The sequence below is a fragment of the Devosia sp. genome, from assembly GCF_014860165.1.
GTDB lineage: Bacteria > Pseudomonadota > Alphaproteobacteria > Rhizobiales > Devosiaceae > Devosia.
On sequence record NZ_JACZKG010000086.1, the window covers coordinates 83,815 to 106,568 of the forward strand.

A 22,754-nucleotide genomic window follows, 5' to 3' on the forward strand; every position below is an offset into this window, starting at 1 on the left:
CGATGACCGATTTTACGCCAACCGAAATGATGACCATCGCCGCGGCCCGGCAGCTGACCAATAAAGACGTGTGTTTCGTCGGCATCGGCGCACCATCGGCGGCCTGCAATGTGGCGCGGCTGACGCATGCGCCCGACATCACGCTGATCTATGAGAGCGGCACGATCGGCACGGCGCCGGAGGTGCTGCCGCTGTCTATCGGCGATGGCGAACTGTGCGAGACGGCGCTCACCACGGTCGCCGTGCCGGAGATGTTCCGCTACTGGCTGCAGGGCGGACGTATTTCCATCGGCTTCCTGGGTGCGGCGCAGCTCGACAGGTTCGGCAATATCAACACCACCGTCATCGGCGACTATCACCACCCCAAGGTTCGGCTGCCGGGCGGTGGCGGGGCGCCGGAAATCGCCACGTCCTGCGGCGAGATCTACATCACGCTCAAGCAGGCGACGCGGTCGATGGTGGAGAAGATCGATTTCTATACCTCGTTCGGCCATGGCGATGGCGGCGATCACCGGCAGCGGCTGGGGATCACCACCAAGGGACCCACGCTGCTGATCACCGATCTCGCCATCTGGCGACCGGACCCGGACAGCAAGGAATTCGTGGTCCACTCGCTGCATCGTGGCGTGACCCGCGACATGGTCCAGGAGACCTGCGGCTGGAGGGTCCGGTTTGCCGATAGCCTCGACGAGACTCCGGCCCCGACGACGCTGGAACTCGAAACCCTGCGGGACCTGCAGGCCCGCACCGCCGCTGCCCATAGCGGTGGCCGGAGGGCTGCATGATGGCCGAAGCTTTCATCTGCGCCTATCGGCGCACCCCCATCGGCCGGTTTGGCGGCACCCTGTCCGCCGTCCGCCCCGATGACCTCGGCGCCATCCCGCTCAAGGCGCTCATGGCTGAACATGCCGGGGTCGATTGGGAAGCTGTCGACGAGGTGATCTTTGGCAATGCCAACCAGGCGGGGGAGGACAACCGCAACGTCGCGCGCATGAGCCTGCTGTTGGCCGGGCTGCCGGTCAGTGTGCCTGGCACGACAATCAACCGCCTCTGCGGGTCCGGCATGGATGCCATCATCACGGCCGCGCGCGCCATCAGGTCCGGCGAAGTCGAACTGGTGATTGCCGGTGGCACCGAGTCGATGAGCCGCGCACCCTTCGTGCTGCCCAAGGCCGAGAGTGCCTTTTCCCGCAATGCCGAGATCTACGACACCACAATCGGCTGGCGTTTCGTCCATCCGCTGATGCAGGCAATGCATGGCGTGGATTCCATGCCGGAAACGGGTGAAAACGTGGCGCGCGACTACGGTGTGTCGCGCCAGGCCCAGGACGAGTTCGCGGCCCGCAGCCAGGACAGGGCGGTCGCCGCGCAACAGAATGGCCGCCTGGCCCGGGAAATCGTGCCGGTCACCATTCCCCAGCGCAAGGGCGATCCAATCGTGGTCGACACCGACGAGCATCCGCGCGCCGGCACGACCGTCGAGACGCTGGGCAAGCTCAAGGCGCTGTTCCCTGGGGGCACCGTCACGGCGGGCAATGCCTCCGGCGTCAACGATGGCGCCGCCGCGCTGATCATCGCCTCCGAAGCAGCCGCAAAGAGGCATGGCCTGACCCCGATCGCCCGCATTCTGGGAGGCGCCACCGCCGGGGTGCCGCCACGCATCATGGGCATCGGGCCCGCTCCGGCGACCCGGAAGCTGTGCGCCCGCCTGGGCCTCACGCCCGCCGATTTCGGAATTGTCGAACTCAATGAAGCTTTTGCAAGCCAGGGCATCGCCGTCTTGCGGGAACTCGGGATTGCCGAGGACGCTGCACATGTGAACCGGAATGGCGGTGCCATCGCGCTGGGTCATCCCCTTGGCATGAGTGGCGCCCGGATCACGGGGACGGCCGCAATGGAACTGTCGCTGTCCGGCGAGCGACGGGCCCTCGCCACCATGTGTATCGGTGTCGGCCAGGGCATCGCTGTCGCGCTCGAGCGGGTCTAGTCGATATCGTAGGGGACCACGGCGCGCCGGTCGGCATTGACGGAGATGCTGCTGGCCAGCGGCGGCACCGAGCGCTGGGTGCAGGAGCGGCGCTCGCAGATGCGGCACGATATGCCGATCGGGTCGAAGGCCGCGCGGCCCAGGTCGAGATCCTGCGCATAGACCAGGCGGCTGGCATGGCTGATTTCGCAGCCAAGTGCATAGGCATAGCGCCGCGTGGTGCCGTGATAGCCGCCGCTGCGCTTTTCCGATGACCAGGCCAGGTTGAGGTAGCGATGGCCGTCGGGCGTCTCGGCCAACTGGCGGATGATCTCGCCACGCCCTTCGAAGGCACGATGCACATTCCATAGCGGGCAGGCGCCCCCGAAGCGCGCAAACTGCAGCGCCGTGGCCGAATGGCGCTTGGTGATCGTGCCGCCCGCATCCACACGGGCAAAGAAAAAGGGCACGCCGCGTGCGTTGGGACGCTGCATGGTGGAGAGGCGATGGGCGACCTGCTCGAGACTGGCCCCGAACAGATGCGCCAGTTCCTCGATATCGTAGCCACAGGCGCCGGCCGCATTCAGAAACGGTCCATAGGGCATCTGCAGCGCACCGGCGAAGTAGTTGTTGAGGCCAATCTGGCAGATCGCTCGGGCCTCGGTGGTCTTGAAATTGGCGGCGTTGAGCAACTTGGCCGAAAGGTCGGCCTGCTCCATCCCGGCCAGCTGCGCCGCAATCTGGAAGAACTGGCTCGATGGCTCCAGTCGCGCATTCACCGTCAGTCGGCGTGTTGCGCGGTCAAACTCGCGGATCATGTCGGGGCGGTCCGGAATGATCAGCGCCGCCTCCATGCCATGCCCTGTCTGGCAATAGGCGATCAGCCGCTGCAGCCGATTGGGGTCGAAGGGGCCGATGGTGAGGGCCAGCGCCTCCGCCGCGTGATCGAGCGGATCGATATAGTTGTCGGCAAAGTGGAAGAAGTCGCGCACCTCCTCATAGGCCGTCTGCATGCCGCTCTGGGCGTCGCGCGTCAGCACCGCATCCACGCTGGCCAGGCGCTCGTTGCTTCGGCGATAGCTCTCGTAGAGGCGCAGCACCGCGTGAGCCATATCAGGCGCATTGGTGGCCACCGTCTTGATTTCCTGCAGATTGGGCACGCCCTCGCCAAAGGCGGGGTCGGCCAGCGCCTCGCGCAGCGCCGCGACCAGCCGGTCGGACGCGTCGGTCATCATGCTGGAGAGGTCGAGGTTGAAGCTGCTCGCCAGGGCGAACATGACCGTGGCGGTCAGCGGGCGCTGGTTGGATTCTAGCTGGTTGACATAGGAGGTCGAAATCTCCAGCCGCGCCGCCAGTTCCGCCTGCGTCAGCCTATGTTGCGCGCGCAGTGCCCGCAGCCGGGCCCCCGCAAAGACCTTCCGATCCAGCATCACAAATCCACAATTTCACATTCACCGCCAACTCTAGATTAGCAGACACGCTCTTTGTTGTCTTGGAGTGCGTGAGCGCGCACGCTAGTTTCGTCCCAAAGAAGAGGGCGCCCATGCAGAAGATTATCGCCGAACTCGAGGACAAGCGCGCCCAGGCGCGGCTGGGCGGCGGGCAGCGGCGCATCGAGGCGCAACACGGCAAGGGCAAGTTGACGGCGCGCGAGCGGCTCGACGTGCTGCTCGATCCGGGCAGCTTCGAAGAATACGACATGTTCGTCACCCATCGGGCGACGGATTTCGGCATGGCCGACACCATCATTCCCGGCGATGGTGTGGTAACAGGGTGGGGCACCATCGACGGGCGGCTGGTCTATGTGTTCAGCCAGGACTTCACGGTGTTTGGCGGCTCGCTCTCGGAGACCCACGCCAAGAAGATCTGCAAGATCATGGATCTGGCCCTGCAGAATGGCGCGCCGGTCATCGGGCTCAATGACAGCGGTGGCGCCCGCATTCAAGAAGGTGTCGCCTCCCTCGGCGGCTATGCCGACGTGTTCTGGCGCAACGTGCAGGCCTCCGGCGCCGTGCCGCAGATATCGGTGATCATGGGTCCCTGCGCTGGCGGCGCCGTCTATTCTCCCGCGATGACGGACTTCATCTACATGGTCAAGGACACCAGCTACATGTTCGTGACCGGGCCGGACGTAGTCAAGACCGTGACCAACGAGATTGTCACGGCCGAGGAACTAGGCGGGGCAGGGACCCACACCAAGATTTCTTCGGTCGCCGATGCTGCCTTCGACAACGATATAGAGACGCTGCTGGAGGTACGCCGCCTGTTCGGCTTCCTGCCCCTGGCTGCCGGTCAGAAGCCGCCACGTATTGCCACCCAGGACCCGATCGACCGCCGGGACGATAGCCTCGACACCATCATTCCTGACAGTGCCAACAAGCCCTATGACATGCGCGAGGTGATCGAGAAGCTCGCAGACGAGGGCGATTTCCTTGAGCTGCAGAAGGATCATGCCGGCAACATCCTGACCGGCTTCATCCGCCTTGATGGCCACAGCGTCGGCGTCGTCGCCAATCAGCCGCTGGTGCTGGCCGGTTGCCTCGACATCAACGCCGCCAAGAAGGCGGCGCGCTTCATCCGCTTCTGCGACAGCTTCGAAATTCCCATCCTGACGCTGGTCGATGTGCCCGGCTTCCTGCCCGGCGTGGCGCAGGAATATGGCGGCATCATCAAGCATGGCGCCAAGCTGCTCTTCGCCTATGCCGAAGCCACTGTGCCGCTGGTCACCGTCATCACCCGCAAGGCCTATGGCGGCGCCTATGACGTGATGGCGTCCAAACACATCAAGGCGGACGTCAACTACGCCTGGCCCTCGGCCGAAATCGCCGTGATGGGCGCCAAGGGCGCCACGGAAATCCTCTACCGCTCGGAACTGTCAGACAAGGACAAGATCGCCCAGCGCACCGCTGACTACGAAGCCCGCTTCGCCAACCCCTTCGTGGCAGCGGAGCGCGGCTTCATCGACGATGTGATCATGCCGCATGGGACGAGAAGGCGGGTGATCCGGGCCTTCTCGACACTCCGGCACAAGACGCACAGCATGCCCAAGAAGAAGCACGACAATATTCCGTTGTGAGGAGCAGGATCATGATCACCAAACTCCTCATCGCCAACCGCGGCGAGATCGCCTGCCGCGTCATCAAAACGGCCCGCCGTATGGGCATCGCCACGGTCGCCGTCTATTCCGATGCCGACCGTGAGGCTCTGCATGTCCGCATGGCCGACGAGGCGGTCCATATCGGGCCGTCCCCGGCCAAGGACTCCTACCTCCAGATCGACAGGATCATCGCCGCCTGCCAGCAGACCGGCGCGCAGGCGGTCCACCCCGGCTATGGCTTTCTCTCGGAAAACCCCAAATTTGCCGAAGCGCTCGAAGCGGCCGGCATCATCTTCGTCGGCCCGCCGGTTGGGGCCATCGAGGCCATGGGCGACAAGATCACCTCCAAGAAACTGGCCGCGGCGGCGGGCGTCTCCACCGTTCCCGGCCATATGGGGCTGATCGACGACGCCGAGCATGCCGTCACCATCTCCCGCTCCATCGGCTATCCTGTGATGATCAAGGCCTCGGCCGGTGGCGGCGGCAAGGGCATGCGCATTGCCTGGAATGACGCTGAAGCGCGCGAAGGTTTCGAGCGCTCCAAGTCCGAGGCCGCCTCGTCCTTCGGCGATGATCGCATCTTCATCGAGAAATTTGTCACCGAGCCGCGCCATATCGAGATCCAGCTGATCGGCGATAGCCACGGCAACGTGCTCTATCTCAACGAGCGCGAATGCTCGATCCAGCGCCGCAACCAGAAGGTCATCGAGGAGGCGCCGTCGCCTTTCCTCGACGAGGCCACCCGCAGGGCCATGGGCGAACAGTCCGTCGCCCTGGCCAAGGCAGTCGGCTACACCAGCGCCGGCACGGTCGAATTCATCGTCGACAAGGATCGCAATTTCTACTTCCTTGAGATGAACACGCGCCTCCAGGTGGAGCATCCGGTGACCGAGCTGATTACCGGGCTCGATCTGGTCGAACTCATGCTGCGCGCCGCCAATGGCGAGAAGCTGCCGCTGACGCAGGAACAGGTGCAGCGCAATGGCTGGGCCATCGAGTCCAGGCTCTATGCCGAGGACCCCTATCGCAATTTCCTGCCCTCGACCGGCCGCCTGACCCGCTACCGGCCACCGGCCGAAAGCGCCATCGAAACGCTTGCCGTGCGCAATGATACCGGCGTGTTCGAAGGCGGCGAGATCTCCACCTTCTACGATCCGATGATCGCCAAGCTCTGCACCTGGGCGCCGACGCGGCTCGAAGCCATAGACGCCATGGCCGTGGCGCTGGACAGTTTCGAGGTCGAGGGCGTCGGCAATAACCTGCCCTTCCTCTCCACTGTCATGGATCAGGAGCGCTTCCGCGAAGGTCGGCTCACCACTGGCTACATTGCGGAGGAATTTCCGGACGGCTTCCACGGCGCCGAACTCAGCGAACAGCACCGCTCCGACGTCATCGCCACAGCCGCCATCATGATGGCGCGCCGCGAGCAGCGCCGCACCGGCGCCGCGGCTGAAACGCACTGGCATGTGCAGGTGGGCGATGCGGCCACCTCCGTGGCGCTGCATCAGCAGGGAATGGAAACCATCGTCGATCTGGGCTGGCACAGCCAGGCCGCGCATCTGCATTGGCTGCCCGGGGACAAGACGGCGCAGCTCGACTGGTCCGACGGCCGCAAGGTCGTGCTGAAGGTCACCCCGACGACGTCAGGCTTCCGCATCCGCTACCGTGGCGCCGATCTCAAGGTGCTGGTCCTCCGCCCCCATGTCGCGGCCCTGCTCAAGCATATGCCGGTCAAGTTGCCGCCCGACATGAGCCGCTTCCTGCTCTGCCCCATGCCCGGGCAGGTGGTGCGTATCGATGTCGCGGAAGGTGATATCGTCGAGGACGGCCAGACGCTGGCCGTTGTCGAGGCGATGAAGATGGAAAACGTGCTCAAGGCCGAAAAGCGCGCGCGGGTGAGCAAGGTGTTCGCCGCGCCCGGCGCGGTGCTGGCGGTGGATGCGGTGATCCTCGAATTTGAGGCGGTGTGATGTCCGATAAATCCGCGTTCGCCCACTGGGCCACCATCGCCCAGAAGGAACTTCGCGACACTCCGCTGTCGTCCCTCGACCGCGACTATGGCGGCATCCCGGTTAGGCCCGTCTACTTCGGCGAGAACTCCGAAATCCCCGGCCAGGAGCCATTCACCCGCGGCGTCCGCGCCACCATGTACACCAACCGCCCCTGGACCATCCGCCAATATGCGGGTTTCTCGACGGCGCGGGAGTCCAACGCCTTCTATCGCCAGGCTTTGGAAAAGGGCCAGAAGGGCCTCTCCGTCGCCTTCGACCTCGCCACCCATCGCGGCTATGACAGCGATCATCCCCGCGTCGTAGGCGATGTCGGCAAGGCCGGTGTCGCCATCGATTCCGTCGAGGACATGAAGATCCTGTTCGACGGCATTCCGCTCGATCAGATGAGCGTCAGCATGACTATGAATGGCGCGGTGATCCCCGTGCTGGCCATGTTCATCGTGGCCGCCGAGGAGCAGGGCGTGCCCCAGGCCAAGCTCGAAGGGACCATCCAGAACGACATCCTCAAGGAGTTCATGGTCCGCAACACCTATATCTACCCGCCGGAACCCTCGATGCGCATCGTCGGCGACATCATCGCCCATACCGCGCGGCACATGCCCAAGTTCAACTCGATCTCGATCTCGGGCTACCACATGCACGAGGCCGGGGCGACGGCAGTGCAGGAGCTGGCCTATACCCTGGCCGATGGCATGGAATATGTCCGCGCCGCGCAGGCGAGGGGCCTCGATATCGATGCCTTTGCCGGCCGCCTCAGCTTCTTTTTCGGCATCGGCATGAACTTCTTCCTCGAAGTCTCCAAGCTGCGCGCGGCGCGGCAGCTGTGGAGCGAGATCATGACCGGGCTGGGGGCCAGGGACCCGCGCTCCAAGATGCTGCGCACCCATTGCCAGACCTCGGGCGTGTCGCTGACCGAGCAGGATCCGCACAACAATATCGTCCGCACCACCATCGAGGCCTTGGCGGCAACGCTGGGCGGCACGCAGTCGCTGCACACCAACAGCTTCGACGAAGCCATCGCCCTGCCGACCGAATTCTCCAGCCGCATCGCCCGCAATACCCAGCTCATCCTGCAGCATGAAAGCCGCATCACCGACGTGGTCGATCCGCTGGGAGGTTCCTACTATGTCGAGGCGCTGACCAGTCAACTGGTTCAGGAGGCCAAGCGCCTGATCGGCGAGGCCGAAATGGCCGGCGGCATGACCAAGGCGGTGCAAACGGGTGGCCCCAAGCTGGAAATCGAAAGGGCCGCGGCCCAGCGCCAGGCCCGGGTCGATCGCGGCGAGGATGTCATTGTCGGCGTCAACCGCTACCGGCTCGATGTCGAGGACGCCATCGAGGTGCGCGATATCGACAATGCCAAGGTGCGCCTCGAACAGATGGCGCTGCTGCAACGTATCCGTTCGAGCCGCGACGAGGCCCGGTGCCAGTCCATGCTGTCGGCCTTGCGCGAATATGCGGCCAAGGATGAAGGGAACCTGCTCGAAGCCGCCATTGAAGCCGCCCGTGCCCGCGCCACGCTGGGGGAAATCTCACTGGCGATGGAGGATGTGTTCGGCCGCCATTCCGCGGTGACGCGCGTCATCTCGGGCGTCTATGCCGGGGGCTATGGCGACGATCCGGAATTCGCGGCGATCAGCGACCGCATCGCCGACTTCAAGCGCAGTCGTGGCCGGGCGCCCTCGATCTTCATCGCCAAGATGGGCCAGGACGGGCATGATCGCGGTGCCAAGATCATCGCCTCGGCCTTTGCCGATCTGGGCTTTGCCGTCCATATGGGCGACCTGTTCGAGACGGCGCCCGAAGTCGCCGCCCATGTCGATGAACTCAAGGTCGATGCGGTCGGCGTCTCCTCGCTGGCCGCCGGCCACCGGACGCTGGTGCCCGAACTGATCCAGGCGCTGCGGGATCGCGATCTGGGCGAGGTCACCGTCATCGTCGGCGGCGTCATCCCCGAGCAGGACTATGAATTCCTGTTCGATTGCGGCGTCGCCGGCATTTTCGGCCCCGGCACCAACGTGCTGAGCGCAGCATTCTCTGTGTTGAGCCAGATCGAGGGAAGGCTGAGCAATCGATGATGGTCTGGTGCGAGGGAGCGGGCAGCATGCCTGGGCGAGCGACATGATCGGCCGCCTCAACCACATCGCCATCGCGGTCCCGGACCTCGCTGCCGCAGCCGCGAAATATCGCGACCTGCTCGGTGCCCATGTCGGTCCCCCGCAGGCTCTGCCCGAGCACGGCGTCACCGTCGTCTTCATCGATACCGGCAATACCAAGGTCGAACTGCTCGAGCCGCTGGGCGAGGCCTCGCCCATATCGGCTTTCCTGGCCAAGAACCCTGCCGGAGGCATGCACCACATCTGCTTCGAGGTAGCCGACATCAGTGCCGCCGCCGCGACACTCACATCAGACGGCGCGCGCGTGCTGGGCGACGGCACGCCCAGGACGGGCGCCCATGGCCTGCCGGTCCTGTTTCTCCACCCCAAGGATTTCGATGGCACGCTCATCGAGCTCGAAGAGAGCCGATAGAGGCGTAATACCGCCAGCTATGGTCCTGGCGCCGCTATGCCGCCAGGCCATTGGCAAGAAACAGGCTGGCACGGTCAGCCTGTGTCGCCAGGTGCAGCTCCTGGCCGGGCGCCACGTCGATATCTCCCGGCAAAGCAGCGATGATCTGTTGGCCGGAGCCAAGGACAACGGCGGCAAGCGTCTCATTGCCCAGCCGTTCCACCAGCACAACCCGGCCGGTTATGTCCTGTGCGCCGCCCACCGTCAGATGATGCGGTCGCATGCCGATGGTGACCTCATCGCCGACCTTTGCGGTCGCGTTGGCCCTGGGCAGGACGAGTTTTCCGATGTCAGCCGAACCTACGGTGACAGAAGTGGCATCGACCGCTTCGACACGAACCTTGAGGAAGTTCATCTTGGGCGAACCGATGAATCCCGCCACGAAGATGTTGGCCGGCCGATGATAGAGTTCGAGCGGCGAACCCACCTGCTGCACGATGCCGGCATTGAGCACGACGATCTTGTCGGCCAGCGTCATCGCCTCGACCTGGTCGTGTGTGACGTAGATCATCGTGGCGCCGAGATCGGCATGGAGCTTGGACAGCTCCATGCGCATGTCGACGCGCAGCGCCGCGTCGAGATTGGATAGCGGCTCATCGAACAGGAAGACACCCGGCTTGCGCACGATGGCCCGGCCGATAGCGACACGCTGCCGCTGCCCGCCCGAAAGCTGGCTGGGCCGACGCTCCAGCAGATGCTCCATCTGCAGGATGCGGGCGGCTTCGGCGACTTTTGCGTCCTTTTCCGCCTTGGGGGCGTTGGCGATGGTTAGGCCGAAGGCCAGGTTCTCGCGCACCGTCATATGCGGGAAAATGGCATAGCTCTGGAACACCATGGCAATGCTGCGATCCTTGGGCGGCAGGTCGTTGACCACCCGCTCCCCGATGGTCAGCGTACCGTCCGAAATATCCTCGAGCCCCGCGATCATGCGCAGCAAGGTGGATTTGCCGCAGCCCGAGGGGCCGACAAACACGGTGAACTCACCATCGGCGATGTCGATATCGACACCCTTGATGATTTCGACGCCGCCATAGTTCTTCTTGATGCCTGAAAGCGATACCCGTGCCATGGCTTTACTCCGCTGCCTTTGCGATAGGGACCACCGAGAGCAGGCCGTCGCTGCCGACGACGACGGCTTCGGGATCCATGACGTAACCGCCGAAATCGGCCTTGCCATTGTCGGCAAAACCCAGGATGCGCAGGCCGTCCGCGGTCGGCACGATCCGCGCGGCATAGCGCCGGCAGGGTTCGGCGCCGTCGAAGAACGGCCCCGGCGCCACGGTCCAGGGCCCGCGTGGGCTGTCGGCAATCAGATAGTGGTTGCCGGTGACAGGGCTCTGCGGATTGCTGGCCTTGTAGCTCTCGGACCAGTGGCTGCCCGAGGTGCAGAACAGGCAGTACCACTTGTCCCCGACGCTAAAGACCTGCGGCACCTCGAGCTGGCCGAAGCCGCCCGAAAACACCGGCGGTTGCAATGTCCAGGTCATCAAGTCCGGCGAGGTGGCAAAGCCGATGGCGCCGCCGCCATTGGGCTCGCTCACCCCGGGCACGCGGGCGGTGAAATACATCAGCCAACCCGATCCTGCCGGATCGCGCATCACCCAGGGGTCGCGCATGGCGCGGTCATGCCAGTGACCGGCCGCATGGGCCGCCTCGTAGTGTCCGGCACTTGGTCCGACCAGGTCGAGGCAGAAGCCATCGCCGACGCGCTCCCAGTTGTGCAGATCGGTCGATGTCGCATGGCCGATGCGCTGGTAGAGGCCGTCCTCGGCGCGCGTCGAGCCAGTATAGAACAGGTGCCAGAGGCCGTCGTCGCCCTGCACCACCGAGCCTGTCCAGGTTGTGTAGTCATCCCAGGCCGGGCCGGAGCTGGGCTTGAGAATGGTGCCCAGATGCGTCCAGTTGACCAGGTCGTCGGAGACCGCGTGGCCCTGGGACACATTGAAGTGACGCAGGTCAGGATCGCCCAGGCTCTTGTCCGCCTGGAGGAAAAAGCCGTGCCAGCGGGTGCCGTCATGGGCATACCAGCTGTCCCAGATCCACTTGTCTTTGAGTGCGATGACCATAATGAACTCCGTCAGCCCTTGACGCCGGTCGAGGCGATCGAGGCAATGAATGCGCGTTGCAGGAACAGGTAGAAGGCCAGCACCGGAACGGTGATCAGCGAGAGATAGGCCATGATCTCGCCCCAGGCGCGGTTGAGCTGGAAGAAGTACTGCAGCCCCACCATCACCGGACGATACCGCTCCTGCTGCACCACCATGAGCGGCCACAGATACTGGTTGTACATGGCGAGGAACTTGAGGATCGCCGCCGTGGCCAGGACGGGGCCGGCCAATGGCATGACCACCCGGCGATAGATCTGCCACCAGCTGGCGCCTTCCACGCGCGCCGCCTCGATCAGTTCTCCCGGCAGATCCTTGAAATACTGCACGAACAGGAAAATCGTCAGGCCATCGGCGACGAAGGGGACGATCTGCACCTGGTAGGAATTGAGCCAGCCGCGGGTGACGCCTTCCAGCCCGATCCAGGGCAGGTTGGCCGAGATCAGCAGCAGCGGAATGGCGATGGTTTCGAACGGCACGATGAGGGTGGCAAGGATCAGCGTCAGCACCAGCTCGCGGCCGCGCCAGTCGACAAAGACAAAGGCGAAGGCGGCCAGTGAGCAGACCACCAGCGAGAGCAGCACGGTCAGCCCGGTGACCAGCACCGAATTGAACACGAAAAGCCCCACCGGCGCGCGGCGGAAGGCCGCAAAATAATTGTCGAGTGAGATATCGCCCACCGGCAGGAAGGCGCGCAGGCTTTCGGTATCGGTCAGCAGTTGCTGGTCTGGCTTGAGGCTCGACATCAGCATGAAGATCAGTGGGAAAATGAAGATCACCGCGATCAGGACCAGCACCGCATAGCGCGCGGCGAGGCGCAGGCCGTGGTTGTCCGAGGTTATGGCGGCCATCACGTCTTCTCCCGGGTAAGCCAGCGTTGGATGAACGAGATCGAGAGCACGATGACGAACAGCACCACCGAGATGGTCGAACCGCCAGAAATGTCCTGCTTGCCATAGCCGCGTTCGACGGCCTGGAAGACGATGGTCTGAGTGGAGTCGAGCGGTCCGCCGCCGGTCATCACGTCGATCTGGCTGAACAGCGAGAAGGCCTGCATGGTGATCACGATCAGCACCAGCACAGCAGTGTTGCGCAGCCCCGGCCAGGTGACATAGCGGAACGTCTGCCAGGGCGATGCGCCTTCGATGGCCGCGGCTTCGTAGAGGGTGGGGCTGATGGTCTGCAGGCCCGAAAGCCAGATCACCATATGGAAGCCCACCGCCTGCCAGATCGACATGGCAATGATCGAGCCCAGCGCCGTGCCGGGATTACCCAGCCAGTCGATGCGTGGGAATGCGCCAAAGGTGGCGGCCCCGAGCAGGTTGTTCAGCAGGCCGCTATTGCCGTCATAGATGAAGCGCCAGAGCAGCGACACCACGACGATCGAGACCACCACCGGCATGAAGTAGATGGCGCGGAACAGGTTGATGCCGCGCAGCTTCTGGTTGATCAGCAAGGCTAGGCCCAGCGCCAGACCACCCTGCACCGGCGCGACGATAAGCACGAAGATGACGGTATTGATCAGCGCCTTGAGGAAGACAATGTCGCGACCCAGCACGAAGACGCGGTTCTCGCCAATGTCGAAACTGAACCATTCGCGCATGCCGTCATATTGCGGATACTGGTCATTGTTGCGCGTGAAGCTGCGCAGCGACGGATAGGCGAGAGCACCCGCATCGTCTCGAACCGCCGCCCCGGCCGCGTCGCGCTCCGGCTCCAGCGTCAGCACGCCCACGCCGAGCAACTGCTCGTAGTTGGCGAGCCCGACAAACTGTGTGGGATTGGGCGAAATCAGGCGCTGGTTGGTGAAGCTCAGCCCGATGGCGAAGATAAAGGGCAACACCACGAAGATCGCCATCAGCACGGCCGCGGGGCCAGCCATCGACCAGCCGACGCGATTTGAGCGGGTGAATTTGGAAGCCATGATTGCCGCCTGTTTCGGTTATGGGACCCCGGCCGAAGCCGGGATCCCTCCAGGACCAGAGGGGTCTGCCCTAGAAGCCGTAATTGCCATTCTTTTCGATATCGGCATCGATCTCGTCGACGGCAGCATCCAGGGTCTCGCCGACGTCAGCGCCATTAGCGATGTCGGCGATAGCCTTCTCGAACACCTTGGCCGCGACGACGTAGCCGGGGGTTACCGGACGGACCAGCGCCTGCTTGGCCGACAGTTCGTAGAAGACCTCCATCGGGCCGTCAGCCGTGTAGTTGATAGAGGCGGCTGCCGAGGCCGGGGTGGGCGGGATCAGGCCGATGCCATCGGAGAAGGCCGTCAGATATTTGTCCTGCAGGGCGAACTCGATAAAGGCTGAAGCACCCTCAGGGTGTTCGGACTTTGCCGAGACGCCGAACTGCCAGGACGCGGCGCCGATCTTGGGGCCGTTGCCGAAATCGGGCGCCGGCAGGAAGATGGCGTCTTCGAACGCGCTCAGCGTGCCAAGCGCCGCCCAGTTGCCATTCCAGGAGAAGGCATACTTGCCATTGGCGAAGCCGGAATCGCGGTCGGCCGGGTCCTGCGCCAGTGGCGCGTAGCCCTCGGTGAACAGGCTCTGCCACCAGTTGCCGAATTCGATGGCAGCTTCGCCATTGAGGACGCCTTCGGCTGTTGTGTAGCTGGTGCGGTCGATGATATCGCCACCAAAGCTCTGCAGGAAAGGCGAGAAGGCATAGGGGTACCATTCGCCCGTCCAGGCCATGCCCGGGTCGAAGGCAAATTCATATTTGCCCGAGGCCTTGGCGGCGTCCAGCGCGGCCATGAACTCGTCCTTGGTCCAGGGCTCGTCCACCGTCGGCGTCCGCAGCCCGAGTTCCTCGAGGATTGACTTGCGCGTGACGAGCGCCACCGCTGCGTCCCACAGGCCGATCGAGTACAGCTTGCCATCCCACATGCCCTTGGTACCGGGCAGGAATTCGGCGATTTTGGTTTCATCGATGGTGAGCGGCTGCATATAGCCCGACCAGGCCCAGTTCGGCATGACAGGCCCATCGACATCGAGGATGTCGGGCAGGTTGCCGGCCAGTGCACCAGCGACGACGCTGTCATTGTAGGCGGCCTGCGGGAAGCTCTCGAGCTTCACGGTCCAGTCGGCCTGGCTGCCGTTGAAGTCGCTGACGATCTGGTTGATGATCTTGGCTTCAACTTCATTGCCGGCGCCGTGATACCACAGCGATAGTTCCGTCTGTGCCATTGCCGTACTGCTCAGCAGCGCGCTGCCCAGCAGCACCCCGGCTATAGTTGTGAATTTGCTCATTCGTTATTCCTCCCTGACGATTTTGAGCTGCGAGACGTTTGTTGGGCGGCGGTCGGTGACCGACCCGCGCCACTGGACCGGGCCCGCGACGATCGACGGGGCCGGGTCTTCCCGGCCTTCGCCGGAAATCAGGCCGATCAGGCGCTGCGCCGCGCGCACACCCATGGCCGTGTAGGGGAGCTCCACCGTGGTCAACGGCGGATAGAGCGTCTCGGCGATGACGCGGTAGTTGTCATAGCCGGCCACCGATATTTCGCTCGGCACCAGCATGCCGCGCGAGCGCAGGATGCCATAGACCTTGAGTGCCAGCCGGTCATTGCCACAGCAGAAAACGGTCGGGGGCACGGGCAGGCGCAGCATGCGGTCAATCGCATCCCACAGCACCTGCGTCTCGCCTTCCGGGCTCGCCAGTTCGCCGCACTGCACCAGTGCTGGATCGTAGGGCAGGCGCGCCTCGTTGAGGGCGTCGCGATAGCCGGCCTTGCGCAGGCCGGTGGCGACGATGTCTTCGCGCAGGGTCAGGTAGGCGATGCGCTCGTGTCCACCGGCGATCAGGCGTTTGACCAGATCGTGCTGGCCGCGCCGGTCATCGGGCAAGACGGCGGGCGTGCCCACGTCATCAAAACAATTGGCCAGCACCATCGGCACGTCATCGGGCAGCCGCGGCAATTGCACCTTCTGGTGGTATTCGGCGACATAGATCAGGCCTTCGACGCGATGGCGCACGAAAGTATCGATCAATCCCGGCACGCGATCGAGGCGGCCACCCGTGTCGGCAATCATCAGCGTCTTGCCGCTGAGACCGATAATCTGCTGGATGCCCTGTACCAGCATCAATTCCGGCAGGCCGGCAACCTGCACATTCTCGGTTGTTGCCGAGATGGCGCCGGTGATCAGGCCGATCAGGCCGGAGCGGTTCGACCGCATCATCCTGGCGGCATTGGACGGCACATAGCCCAGCTCGGCCATGGCAGCGTTCACCGCATCGCGCGTCTTGTCGCCGACGGGCGCGTCGCCATTCAGCACGCGGCTGACCGTCTTGGGGGACACGTTCGCGGCTTTTGCCACGTCGTATATGGTTGCCATTGAACCCTCCGGATCGTCACGCTCAGTTTATGACACCGATGTCATGACACCGATGTCATACGATGGCGACGTTCGTGGAGTCAAGTCACGCATGGGTGGTGGATAACCTTGTCAGGGCGCAGCGCCCCGGCACCGCGACGACCATGGGTGGCCAGTCCCGATGAGCGTCCCAGCGCTAAGTCGCCCGCTTAACGGTGACCGGATTCTTGAGCATGACCCCACCGGACAACAGATCAATGCCGGTGCGCTGCCGCCAGGTGCCCCACAGCCCATCGGGCAGGTAAAGGGCAAAGCCGACCGCGATGACGCCGAGCCCGGTCAGGTACCAGACACCCAGGTCGCCGAACACTTCCTGCAGGAGGAAAAAGATGATCGCCCCGATAATGGGGCCCTCGAAGGTCTTGAGGCCGCCCACCAGCACCATGAACAGCATGAACACGGTCCACTGCACGCCAAAGTTGGTGCGCGGCAGGAAGGTGATGGCGCTGGCCAGCCAGATGGTGCCGGCCAGCGCGCAACCGAACGCCGCCAACACGAAGATGATCTGCTTGACCCGCATCACATCGATGCCGATGGAGGCGGCGGCCTCCTCGTCGTCGCGGATGGCCTGCGCAGCAGCGCCGATGCGGCTGCGCAGCAACCACATTGTAGCCGAGAGCATCAGGGCCAGGGCGCCCAGGCCCAGCCAATAGGTGAGATTGCGCCGCAAGTCCGGGTCGAAGGCGTTGAGGGCCAGGAGCGAGGTGCCGGTTTCTCCCTGCACCAGCGGGTCGAACATCACCACGATGCGCAGGACCTCTGCGATGACCCACATGGCAATGGCAAATTCGCCGCCTTTGAGGCGCAGTGCGAAAGTCGAGATCGGGATGGCGACGAGACCGGCCCCGACGGCGCCGACGATCAACGCCAGATAGGGTGTCATCCCGGCATCGACCAGCCGCAGCGCCAGATAACCACCCACGCCGAAGAAGGCCTGCTGACCCACCGACACCAGCCCGGCATAGCCGGCCAGCAGATTCCACATCACCGCGAGCAGGATGTAGATGAACAGCGTCGTCAGCTTGTCGATGACGAGACCAGTGGCCAGCGTGGGCAACAGCGCCAGGACGAGTAGCACCCCTGCGGCCGCCCCGACCGTCACACGCCCCGAACGGGTCCAGCGCTCAACGGCATAAGTGGTCATGACCGGCCCTCGCTGGTTACCTTTTTCAATTGCGTGGCCGATTTCAGCGGTAGCGCGGGCATCCCCAATACGCCGCGCCACCCGCCCAGATTGCGGCTATGCGCCAGATAGAGCCGCCCGCCCAGCACGCCCAGGAACACCAGGTGTCCCGCCAGTTGGAAGCCCTGCGCGGAAATGGTCGCGCCAAAACTCTGCGCCACACCCAGCACGATGCCGCCAACCAGCGTGCCCCAGAGCGAACCGATGCCGCCGATGACCACCGCCTCGAAGGCGAAGATCAATTGCGTTGGGCCGGCATAGGGATTGATCAGCGCCCGCATGGCAAGGAAAGCGCCCGCCAATCCGGCCAATGCCACGGCGATAGCGGCAGCGGCCCGATGCACCGCGCGCGCATCGATGCCGCTAAGTTCGGCGGCCTCCGGATCGCTTGATGTGGCCCGGATAGCGCGGCCGAGTTTGGAAAAGCTCAGCACGAGCTGCAGCGACCCCAGCACCGCCACCGCCACCGCGAAGGTGATGACCGGCAATTGGCCTACGCTGATGCCGACGGGTAATTGCCAACTCGCCCACGACAGGTTGCCGATATGATTGCCGAGCGATTTGGTATCGGAACCGAAGAGGCCGAACATGCCGTTCTGCAACACGGCGCCGAGCCCGAACGTCGTCAGCAACGGCAACAGGAACCCGCCCTTGATGGTGCGCGCGAACAGCGTTGCCTGCAGTAGCCAGCCGAGCAGCGCCATGACAGGTACGACTGAGGCGACTGCGACCCAGGGCGAAAGCCCGAGCACTTCGACGGCGAACAGCACCAGGTAGGCGCCGTAAATGGCGAGGTCGCCATGCGCCAGGTTGATGAAGCGGACGACGCCGAACATCAGCGACAATCCCGCTGCGAGGATAGCGTAATAACCGCCGAGCAGGATGCCTTGGATCAATGCATCAAGCATGCGCCATCTCCCCATGCGCCAGTCCAAAATAGGCGTCCGTAATCGCCTGCTTGCAGAGCACCTGCGGCTCACCCTCAAGCGCAATGCGCCCTTCGAGCATGCAGATTACCCGGTCGGAAAACGTCATGGCGCGATCGAGATCCTGTTCCACCACGATCATCGCCGTATCGCCGCGCCCCTTGAGCCCGGCCAGTTGCTTGTAGAGCCCCTCGATCGCCACCGGTGACAGGCCAAGCGACACCTCATCGAGCAGCAGCACCAGGGGATTGCTCATCAGCGCCCGCCCGATCGCCACGGCTTGGCGCTGGCCGCCGGAGAGCCCGCCGGTCACCACATCGAGCAGCGGCGCCAGCACCGGCAGCGCCTCCAGAACAGTCGATAGCGTCCAGGCGCCGGAGCGGCCATTTTCCCCGGCGACCTGCAGGTTCTCCCGCACCGTCATGTCAACGAACAGCCGCCGCCCCTCGGGCACCATGGCGATGCCGCTGGCGACACGCCGAGAGGGCCTGAGGTCCGTCACATCGACCCCATCAAGCACGATGCTGCCGGAACTGGCCGGGTGCACCCCGGCGAGAGTGCGGAATAGCGTGGTCTTGCCCGCGCCATTGGCTCCGATGATGCCGAGCACCTCGCCGGCCGCGACGCTGAACGAGACGTCGCGGACCGCCGTCAGCAGGCCATGCCCCGCCACCAGATTGTTGACGGTCAGCATGGTCATCACAAGCTCCCTCCAAGATAGGCCCGCCGGACTTCCGGATCGGCCATGACTGCGTCGGGTCCTCCCTCGGCGATGACGGCCCCAGCGCTCATGCAGACCAGCCGGTCGATCACCTTGAGCAGCGCATGCAGGATGTGCTCGATCCACACGATGGTGAGCCCATCGGCCTTGAGCTGGCCGATCAGCGTGATGAGCAGGCCCAGCTCCGCCTCGGTCAGTCCGCCGCCGATCTCGTCGAGCAGGATCACCCGTGGTCGCGTCGCCAGTGCCCGCGCCAGTTCGAGCCGCTTGCGGTCGAGCAGACCCAGGGCGGCGGCCGGCCGGTTGGCATGGTTCAGCAGGGCCGTGCGCTCCAGCGCTTCGGCTGCGCAGTCCTCGGCGGCGCTGCCACTGAGGCCGGCGCCGAATTGCGCTGCGGTCAGCGCGTTCTCGAACACCGACATGCCCAGAAATGGCCGCGGCACCTGGTGGGTGCGCGCAATGCCTGACCGGCACCGGGCTGCAGCTCCTGTGCCGGTCAGATCGGCGCCGGCGAACCGCACTGTTCCGGCGGTGGGGAGGAGAGCCCCCGCCAATACTCCGAACAGTGTGGTCTTGCCGGCGCCATTGGGACCGACAATGCCCACCGCCTCGCCCGATGCGACTGCTAAATCGACGGCTTTGAGTACCTTGAAAGCCCCAAAGCTCTTGTCGATGCCGCGGCCCTCGAGCATCGGCTGGACCATTGCCGGTTCTTCGCTCATGGCTCAGCCCTGGACCGTATAGGCGGTCATCGCGCCAGTGGTCGGCACGAAGGGATTATCGGCATTGGAGACGATGGGCAGATCGAATTCCCAAGGACCTTCCTTGGCCTTGACCCATTGCACGCCCACCACGCCAGTCGTGGCGCAATTGGGCACCGGGCCGCTGGTGAAGTCGACCAGGCCAACAGCCGTCTCGGTCTTGAGCACGGACAGTGCCTGCGCCAGCGCGGCCTTGTCCTTGGGGTTGCCCGAACTGGCGAGTGCGGCGACGGCGGCATCGAGCAGCGAGGCATTGGCGCCCACCTGCTGGTTCCATTGTTTGCCAACCATCGCTTCGTAGCCTTCGGCGATCACCCGGCTGCTGAGGCCGGTCGAGGGGGAGCTGAAGGGGAAGTCCTTGTGCCAATAAGCGCCAGCATGCAGGCCATAGCCCAGCGAACCCATGGCTTCGAGTTCGGCGGGGAACAGGCCGGCCTTGGCGAGCTGGCAGATCTTGATCTGCTGGGCCAGGCCCTTCTGCGCCGCTTGCCGCCAGAATACCGGGAAATCCGGCGGGAACGGGAAGGTGTTGAAGATTTCGCAGCCTTCGTCACGGAACAGGTTGATCTGGGTGGAGAAGTCGGCAGTGCCGTTTTCATACGGACCGGGATCAACAATGGTGAAGCCGGCCTTTTCCAGTTCGGGCAGCAGCAGGCCGCGGATGGCGCCACCATCGGCATCGTTGGGCAGCAGCACGCCCACTTTCTTGTTGGTTTCTACCTTGCTCCACTGGTCGGCATAGAGCTTGGCGAAATTGCCCACGCCAAAGCAGAAGTGGTAGGTCCACTTGAATGGGGAGGGCTCGCCCGGCTTGGCGCCGCGGCCGAAATAGAAGGCCTCCCATGGTGCCGTTGTGGTGAGGCAGGGCACCCCCGCCGCCTCGCAGGCGTCGGCCACCGGATTGACGGTTTCGGGCGTCGAAGACGCCAGCATCAGGTCGATGGCCTCGCCATTGATCAGGTCCTTGGCGACCTGGCTTGCCCGCACCGGATCGGACTGAGTGTCGGCCAGCACCAGTTGGATGCCATAGCGCTTGTCGCCGACCTGCACGCCGTCGGCCATGTTGCGGTTGAACTGCTCAATGAGGAAGGGGTCGCCTTCGCCGAACACGCCGAGCGGACCGGAACGGGGCCCGATAAAGCCGACGCGGATCACCTCGTCGCCCTGGGCAAAGGCCGAGCGCACGCTAGCCGGAAGGGTCAGCGCTGCTGCTGCGCCGCCCGCGACAACTCCCGCCGTCTTGATAAAGCTGCGCCGGGTGACGCCCCTGCTGCTAAGGGTCTTGTATATGCTCATGGTTTCCTCCCTGGATTTTGAGCGTGTTGCGGGCCGGCCTCCCAACCGAACCGCGTCAGTCGAGTGTCAGGCGGCGTGCCGCCGGACGAAGTCGCCGGCCTCTTGGATCGAGGCCATGCCTTCCTCCAGCATGGGCGCGAAGAGCTGCCAGGAGTGGCACATGCCTTCCCAAACCTTGAGTTCGGCATTGCCACCTGATGCATTGATGCGGGCGGCTATGGTGACGCTGTCGTCGCGCAGGAGCTCCCACGAACCCACATGCACCAGCACCGGCGGCAGGCCCGAAACATCGCCATAAAACGGCGTGACCTTGGGCGAGCGCAGGTCGCCGGCGCCGACATAGACCATGTTGAACAGGCCCATCAGCTCGCGGTTGACCAATGGCGCGTCAGCCATCGTGCGGTGTGACTCGCCCTCGCTTGCCAGATCCAGTGCCGGTGACATCAGCACCAGGCACGCCGGCAGCCTCACACCGCTGTCGCGGGCGCGCACCGCTACGGCCAGCGCCAGGTTGCCGCCCGCAGAGTCTCCGCTCAGCACGACCGATGCCGGGGCATAGCCATGTTCAAGCGCCCACAGATAGGCTGCATAGGAATCGTCATGGGCGGCCGGTGCCGGATGTTCGGGCGCCAGTCGATAATCGACACTCAGCACCGTGGCGCCGCTTGCCTTGGCGAGATGAGTCGCCACAGTACGATGCGAGCGGGGCGAGCCGAAGAGGAAGCCGCCGCCGTGGTAGTAGATCACTAGCCGGCTCTCGTCGCCGCCGGGCAGCCGGATCAGTTCGGCGGGGCAGGGGCCCACCGAGATGGTCTCGATCATCGCGCCATCGGCAATCGGCGTCTGGGCATTGATCGCCTCGAACCACTCGCGCAATTGCGGCGGCGTGGCATTGGCAGGTGGCGGGTTTTCAGCACTGATCTTGAGGATGAAGTCGAGCTGTTCCTTGGACATGGTGCGTCCTCCTCAGATGTAGGTTGAAGCCAGCCCGCCATCGATCGGCAGGTTGATGCCGTTGATCCAGCGGGCGGCATCGGAGAGCAGGAAGGTCACCGGCGGCGCGATCTCGTCGCCAAAGCCGGGGCGTTTCATGCGCGGCGCGTCATTGGCCACGCGTTCCTCGCCCAGCATGGTGACGAAGTCGCCCAGGATGGGGGTGAAGACCGGTCCCGGCGCGACGCAGTTCATGCGGATGTCGAATTCGAGGAACCAGCGCTGGGCCTGCGCGTAGGTCCAGACGATCAGCGCTTCCTTGAAATACTGGTAGCAGGTGTCCTGTGGCACGGGATTGGCCGCCAGCCACGCTTCGCCTTCGGCGAAGCCATCGACATCAGCCAGGGCCTTGTGCAGGGCCAGCCGCTGCTGCCACTCGCCGCCCAACACCGAGGCGAAGTTGACGATCGAACTCCCCGGCTTCAGCCGGTCAATCACGCCCTCCGTCAGGTGGCGCAGGCCGAGATAGTTCACCCGCCCGACCAGTTCGCTCGGGGCTGTGCCGGGAACGCCGGCCGCATTGACCAGCCCGTCGAATGTCTCCGGCAAAGCGGCGATAGCCGCATCGATGCTGGCGGGATCACCCAGATCGGCCTTGACGAAGCCGTCCAGCGTGATGAGGGGGTCATTGCGGTCGAGGCCGATGACGCGGGCGCCCGAGACGCGGGCGAGCCGGACAACTTCCCCGCCAATGCCCGAGGAGGCACCGGTAACGACGATGGTCTTGCCTGAAAGGTTCATGGCAGCATT

The 22,754-nt window shown here is 64.4% G+C and carries 20 protein-coding genes; 6 read left to right on the forward strand and 14 right to left on the reverse strand.

The annotated features are described in order from the left end of the window. Window positions 1-2: 2 nt before the first annotated feature. Both IH615_RS21895 and pcaF read left to right on the forward strand, forming a co-directional pair. Window positions 3-785, forward strand: a complete 783-nt coding sequence (locus IH615_RS21895) for a CoA-transferase subunit beta (RefSeq protein ID WP_291365399.1) — start codon at window positions 3-5, stop codon at window positions 783-785. Then, window positions 785-1,987, forward strand: coding sequence for a 3-oxoadipyl-CoA thiolase (gene pcaF, locus IH615_RS21900; RefSeq protein WP_291365506.1), 1,203 nt, complete (start codon window positions 785-787; stop codon window positions 1,985-1,987). The genes IH615_RS21895 and pcaF overlap by 1 nt, the downstream gene beginning before the upstream one ends. On the opposite strand, the gene IH615_RS21905 is transcribed toward pcaF, so the two are convergent. Beyond that, window positions 1,984-3,396 (reverse strand): helix-turn-helix transcriptional regulator, encoded by a 1,413-nt coding sequence (locus tag IH615_RS21905; protein ID WP_291365402.1) that lies wholly within the window; start codon window positions 3,394-3,396, stop codon window positions 1,984-1,986. The genes pcaF and IH615_RS21905 overlap by 4 nt on opposite strands. 113 nt (window positions 3,397-3,509) lie before the next feature. Between IH615_RS21905 and IH615_RS21910 the strand changes: the two genes are divergently transcribed. Genes IH615_RS21910 through mce form a run of 4 tightly spaced genes read left to right on the forward strand, consistent with a single transcriptional unit; the run spans window position 3,510 to window position 9,604 of the window. Further along, window positions 3,510-5,042, forward strand: coding sequence for an acyl-CoA carboxylase subunit beta (locus IH615_RS21910; RefSeq protein ID WP_291365404.1), 1,533 nt, complete (start codon window positions 3,510-3,512; stop codon window positions 5,040-5,042). Between the two features lie 11 nt (window positions 5,043-5,053). After that, the gene (locus IH615_RS21915; RefSeq protein WP_291365406.1) at window positions 5,054-7,033 is read left to right on the forward strand and encodes an acetyl/propionyl/methylcrotonyl-CoA carboxylase subunit alpha; all 1,980 of its coding nucleotides are present in this window, start codon (window positions 5,054-5,056) and stop codon (window positions 7,031-7,033) included. Then, window positions 7,033-9,153 carry a methylmalonyl-CoA mutase gene (scpA, locus tag IH615_RS21920; protein ID WP_291365408.1) on the forward strand — a complete coding sequence of 707 codons (2,121 nt, stop codon included), beginning with the start codon at window positions 7,033-7,035 and terminating at the stop codon, window positions 9,151-9,153. The genes IH615_RS21915 and scpA overlap by 1 nt, the downstream gene beginning before the upstream one ends. A 43-nt stretch (window positions 9,154-9,196) precedes the next feature. Continuing rightward, entirely contained in the window at window positions 9,197-9,604 is a 408-nt protein-coding gene (gene mce, locus IH615_RS21925) for a methylmalonyl-CoA epimerase (protein WP_291365410.1), read from the forward strand. 34 nt (window positions 9,605-9,638) lie between these two features. Here the strand turns inward: mce and ugpC are convergent, their stop codons facing one another. From ugpC to IH615_RS21990, 13 genes are all read right to left on the reverse strand, one after another. After that, entirely contained in the window at window positions 9,639-10,712 is a 1,074-nt protein-coding gene (gene ugpC / locus IH615_RS21930) for a sn-glycerol-3-phosphate ABC transporter ATP-binding protein UgpC (protein WP_291365412.1), read from the reverse strand. 4 nt (window positions 10,713-10,716) lie between these two features. Beyond that, a complete protein-coding gene (locus tag IH615_RS21935; RefSeq protein WP_291365413.1) occupies window positions 10,717-11,709 on the reverse strand; it encodes a hypothetical protein in 993 nt (330 codons plus the stop codon). An 11-nt stretch (window positions 11,710-11,720) separates the two neighbouring features. After that, window positions 11,721-12,599, reverse strand: coding sequence for a carbohydrate ABC transporter permease (locus tag IH615_RS21940; protein WP_291365415.1), 879 nt, complete (start codon window positions 12,597-12,599; stop codon window positions 11,721-11,723). Next, window positions 12,599-13,672, reverse strand: a complete 1,074-nt coding sequence (locus tag IH615_RS21945; protein ID WP_291365417.1) for a sugar ABC transporter permease — start codon at window positions 13,670-13,672, stop codon at window positions 12,599-12,601. The genes IH615_RS21940 and IH615_RS21945 overlap by 1 nt, the downstream gene beginning before the upstream one ends. Window positions 13,673-13,742: 70 nt before the next feature. Further along, window positions 13,743-14,999, reverse strand: coding sequence for an extracellular solute-binding protein (locus tag IH615_RS21950; protein ID WP_291365419.1), 1,257 nt, complete (start codon window positions 14,997-14,999; stop codon window positions 13,743-13,745). Window positions 15,000-15,002: 3 nt separating this feature from the next. Beyond that, window positions 15,003-16,085: a LacI family DNA-binding transcriptional regulator gene (locus IH615_RS21955; RefSeq protein WP_291365421.1), complete on the reverse strand. Its 1,083-nt coding sequence runs from the start codon at window positions 16,083-16,085 to the stop codon at window positions 15,003-15,005. Between the two features lie 175 nt (window positions 16,086-16,260). Continuing rightward, a complete protein-coding gene (locus tag IH615_RS21960) occupies window positions 16,261-17,268 on the reverse strand; it encodes a branched-chain amino acid ABC transporter permease (protein ID WP_291365423.1) in 1,008 nt (335 codons plus the stop codon). Continuing rightward, window positions 17,265-18,215 carry a branched-chain amino acid ABC transporter permease gene (locus tag IH615_RS21965; RefSeq protein ID WP_291365424.1) on the reverse strand — a complete coding sequence of 317 codons (951 nt, stop codon included), beginning with the start codon at window positions 18,213-18,215 and terminating at the stop codon, window positions 17,265-17,267. The genes IH615_RS21960 and IH615_RS21965 overlap by 4 nt, the downstream gene beginning before the upstream one ends. Then, on the reverse strand, window positions 18,208-18,933 hold the full coding sequence (locus IH615_RS21970) for an ABC transporter ATP-binding protein (RefSeq protein ID WP_291365427.1): 726 nt from the start codon (window positions 18,931-18,933) through the stop codon (window positions 18,208-18,210). Before IH615_RS21970 ends, IH615_RS21965 begins: the two co-directional genes overlap by 8 nt. Further along, window positions 18,933-19,676 carry an ABC transporter ATP-binding protein gene (locus IH615_RS21975; RefSeq protein WP_291365430.1) on the reverse strand — a complete coding sequence of 248 codons (744 nt, stop codon included), beginning with the start codon at window positions 19,674-19,676 and terminating at the stop codon, window positions 18,933-18,935. The genes IH615_RS21970 and IH615_RS21975 overlap by 1 nt, the downstream gene beginning before the upstream one ends. A gap of 3 nt (window positions 19,677-19,679) precedes the next feature. Next, a complete protein-coding gene (locus IH615_RS21980) occupies window positions 19,680-21,011 on the reverse strand; it encodes an ABC transporter substrate-binding protein (protein WP_291365431.1) in 1,332 nt (443 codons plus the stop codon). Between the two features lie 66 nt (window positions 21,012-21,077). Then, a complete protein-coding gene (locus tag IH615_RS21985) occupies window positions 21,078-21,965 on the reverse strand; it encodes an alpha/beta hydrolase (protein ID WP_291365433.1) in 888 nt (295 codons plus the stop codon). A 12-nt stretch (window positions 21,966-21,977) separates the two neighbouring features. Continuing rightward, a complete protein-coding gene (locus IH615_RS21990; protein ID WP_291365435.1) occupies window positions 21,978-22,745 on the reverse strand; it encodes a coniferyl-alcohol dehydrogenase in 768 nt (255 codons plus the stop codon). Window positions 22,746-22,754 lie beyond the last annotated feature (9 nt).

What these genes read in the sequence shown, in the direction of transcription:
- IH615_RS21895 (WP_291365399.1), top strand. Translation starts at nt 3, where the DNA reads ATGACCGATTTTACGCCAACCGAAATGATGACCATCGCCGCGGCCCGG.
- pcaF (WP_291365506.1), top strand. Translation starts at nt 785, where the DNA reads ATGGCCGAAGCTTTCATCTGCGCCTATCGGCGCACCCCCATCGGCCGG.
- IH615_RS21905 (WP_291365402.1), bottom strand. Translation starts at nt 3,396, where the DNA reads ATGCTGGATCGGAAGGTCTTTGCGGGGGCCCGGCTGCGGGCACTGCGC.
- IH615_RS21910 (WP_291365404.1), top strand. Translation starts at nt 3,510, where the DNA reads ATGCAGAAGATTATCGCCGAACTCGAGGACAAGCGCGCCCAGGCGCGG.
- IH615_RS21915 (WP_291365406.1), top strand. Translation starts at nt 5,054, where the DNA reads ATGATCACCAAACTCCTCATCGCCAACCGCGGCGAGATCGCCTGCCGC.
- scpA (WP_291365408.1), top strand. Translation starts at nt 7,033, where the DNA reads ATGTCCGATAAATCCGCGTTCGCCCACTGGGCCACCATCGCCCAGAAG.
- mce (WP_291365410.1), top strand. Translation starts at nt 9,197, where the DNA reads ATGATCGGCCGCCTCAACCACATCGCCATCGCGGTCCCGGACCTCGCT.
- ugpC (WP_291365412.1), bottom strand. Translation starts at nt 10,712, where the DNA reads ATGGCACGGGTATCGCTTTCAGGCATCAAGAAGAACTATGGCGGCGTC.
- IH615_RS21935 (WP_291365413.1), bottom strand. Translation starts at nt 11,709, where the DNA reads ATGGTCATCGCACTCAAAGACAAGTGGATCTGGGACAGCTGGTATGCC.
- IH615_RS21940 (WP_291365415.1), bottom strand. Translation starts at nt 12,599, where the DNA reads ATGGCCGCCATAACCTCGGACAACCACGGCCTGCGCCTCGCCGCGCGC.
- IH615_RS21945 (WP_291365417.1), bottom strand. Translation starts at nt 13,672, where the DNA reads ATGGCTTCCAAATTCACCCGCTCAAATCGCGTCGGCTGGTCGATGGCT.
- IH615_RS21950 (WP_291365419.1), bottom strand. Translation starts at nt 14,999, where the DNA reads ATGAGCAAATTCACAACTATAGCCGGGGTGCTGCTGGGCAGCGCGCTG.
- IH615_RS21955 (WP_291365421.1), bottom strand. Translation starts at nt 16,085, where the DNA reads ATGGCAACCATATACGACGTGGCAAAAGCCGCGAACGTGTCCCCCAAG.
- IH615_RS21960 (WP_291365423.1), bottom strand. Translation starts at nt 17,268, where the DNA reads ATGACCACTTATGCCGTTGAGCGCTGGACCCGTTCGGGGCGTGTGACG.
- IH615_RS21965 (WP_291365424.1), bottom strand. Translation starts at nt 18,215, where the DNA reads ATGCTTGATGCATTGATCCAAGGCATCCTGCTCGGCGGTTATTACGCT.
- IH615_RS21970 (WP_291365427.1), bottom strand. Translation starts at nt 18,933, where the DNA reads ATGACCATGCTGACCGTCAACAATCTGGTGGCGGGGCATGGCCTGCTG.
- IH615_RS21975 (WP_291365430.1), bottom strand. Translation starts at nt 19,676, where the DNA reads ATGAGCGAAGAACCGGCAATGGTCCAGCCGATGCTCGAGGGCCGCGGC.
- IH615_RS21980 (WP_291365431.1), bottom strand. Translation starts at nt 21,011, where the DNA reads ATGAGCATATACAAGACCCTTAGCAGCAGGGGCGTCACCCGGCGCAGC.
- IH615_RS21985 (WP_291365433.1), bottom strand. Translation starts at nt 21,965, where the DNA reads ATGTCCAAGGAACAGCTCGACTTCATCCTCAAGATCAGTGCTGAAAAC.
- IH615_RS21990 (WP_291365435.1), bottom strand. Translation starts at nt 22,745, where the DNA reads ATGAACCTTTCAGGCAAGACCATCGTCGTTACCGGTGCCTCCTCGGGC.